General features: G+C 34.2%; 1 protein-coding gene. It reads right to left on the bottom strand.

Annotation, left to right across the window (positions count from 1 at the left end):
- Positions 1–375: 375 nt before the first annotated feature.
- Positions 376–504: a hypothetical protein gene (locus tag AN214_RS23230; RefSeq protein WP_268795525.1), complete on the bottom strand. Its 129-nt coding sequence runs from the start codon at positions 502–504 to the stop codon at positions 376–378.
- Positions 505–1,066: the final 562 nt, after the last annotated feature.

A 1,066-nucleotide genomic window follows, 5' to 3' on the forward strand; every position in this document is an offset into this window, starting at 1 on the left:
ATCTCGATTGCGTTTGATGTATTCATTGTTCAATTTCCTATTTAAGTGTGAGTAAAGCGTGTTGCTTGAGTTAAATAATAGGCGATTGAAAATGGTATTCCTTCGCTTTGTGATGTTTGGCTAATCGCGGTGATATTTGGTTTTATTAAGTGATGAATGATTTTGAATTGAAGGAGAGTTGCTATGTTGCGATACTTTTTCAAAAGGTAAGTCACAATAAAAAGGTGCTCTAAAGCACCTTGTTGCGTTTTATAACTGCGCTAAACGTAGTTAGTTTTAGGTTCATTCAAGCATGCTCGTCAGCCACGGAGGTTGTGAGTGCCAGTGATGTGTTATTGCTATGTGGCGTGAGGTTGCTTTTATGTTTTTTGTTTATTAACGCATTGCAAAGTTTACAAACACGGCTGTTAGCATAAACCCCACACCCACAACAAAGCCTATTAACGTTGCTTTTACTATGGTCGATTTTTTATTTTCTTCTGTTTGTTCTGGTTTATCGCTCATGGTTACATTCCCTATTTAAACTAAAAATGTATGTTATGTGTTTGAGTATTTATCAGAGTGTAAAGGTCAACACGTTCTAAAAATCATCAATATTTTGTACACTATTTTGTGTGTTTTGTAACCTAGCATATGCTGCTTTTTCAATTTTTATATCGGGTTTTAAAGCGAATGAAGGTTAAGCTTTACTTTATGGAAGTGAGATAACTCTTTTGCTTAAAAACAGAACGTCCACAGTTTAGTTAACGTGACACCTTACGAAATCGCATCCGTGTATTTAAAATTAACAATGATAAAAGAATTGCGCAGAGAATCATCTCACATGCTTTTTCAAATTTGCTCTTATACGTTAGAAAAAAGCAAACAAAATAGCCTGTCTATTTAATTGAATAGACAGGCTATTTTGTTTGCTTTTTGAATTTATAAATTTGCTTATTCGTTCTTAGCATAGGCATATTTCCTTAAGTTTTGTTTAATTCATCTTATTTAAATAACAAGTAGCTTCCACCTACAGCAACACCCGTTACAATCGCAGCTGTCATACCTGCGGTTACTAAACCAACTA

The organism is Pseudoalteromonas sp. P1-9 (assembly GCF_001399975.1).
Classification (GTDB): Bacteria; Pseudomonadota; Gammaproteobacteria; order Enterobacterales; family Alteromonadaceae; genus Pseudoalteromonas.

Excerpts from the sequence above, each read along its gene's own strand:
- AN214_RS23230 (WP_268795525.1), bottom strand. The coding sequence starts at position 504 with ATGAGCGATAAACCAGAACAAACAGAAGAAAATAAAAAATCGACCATA.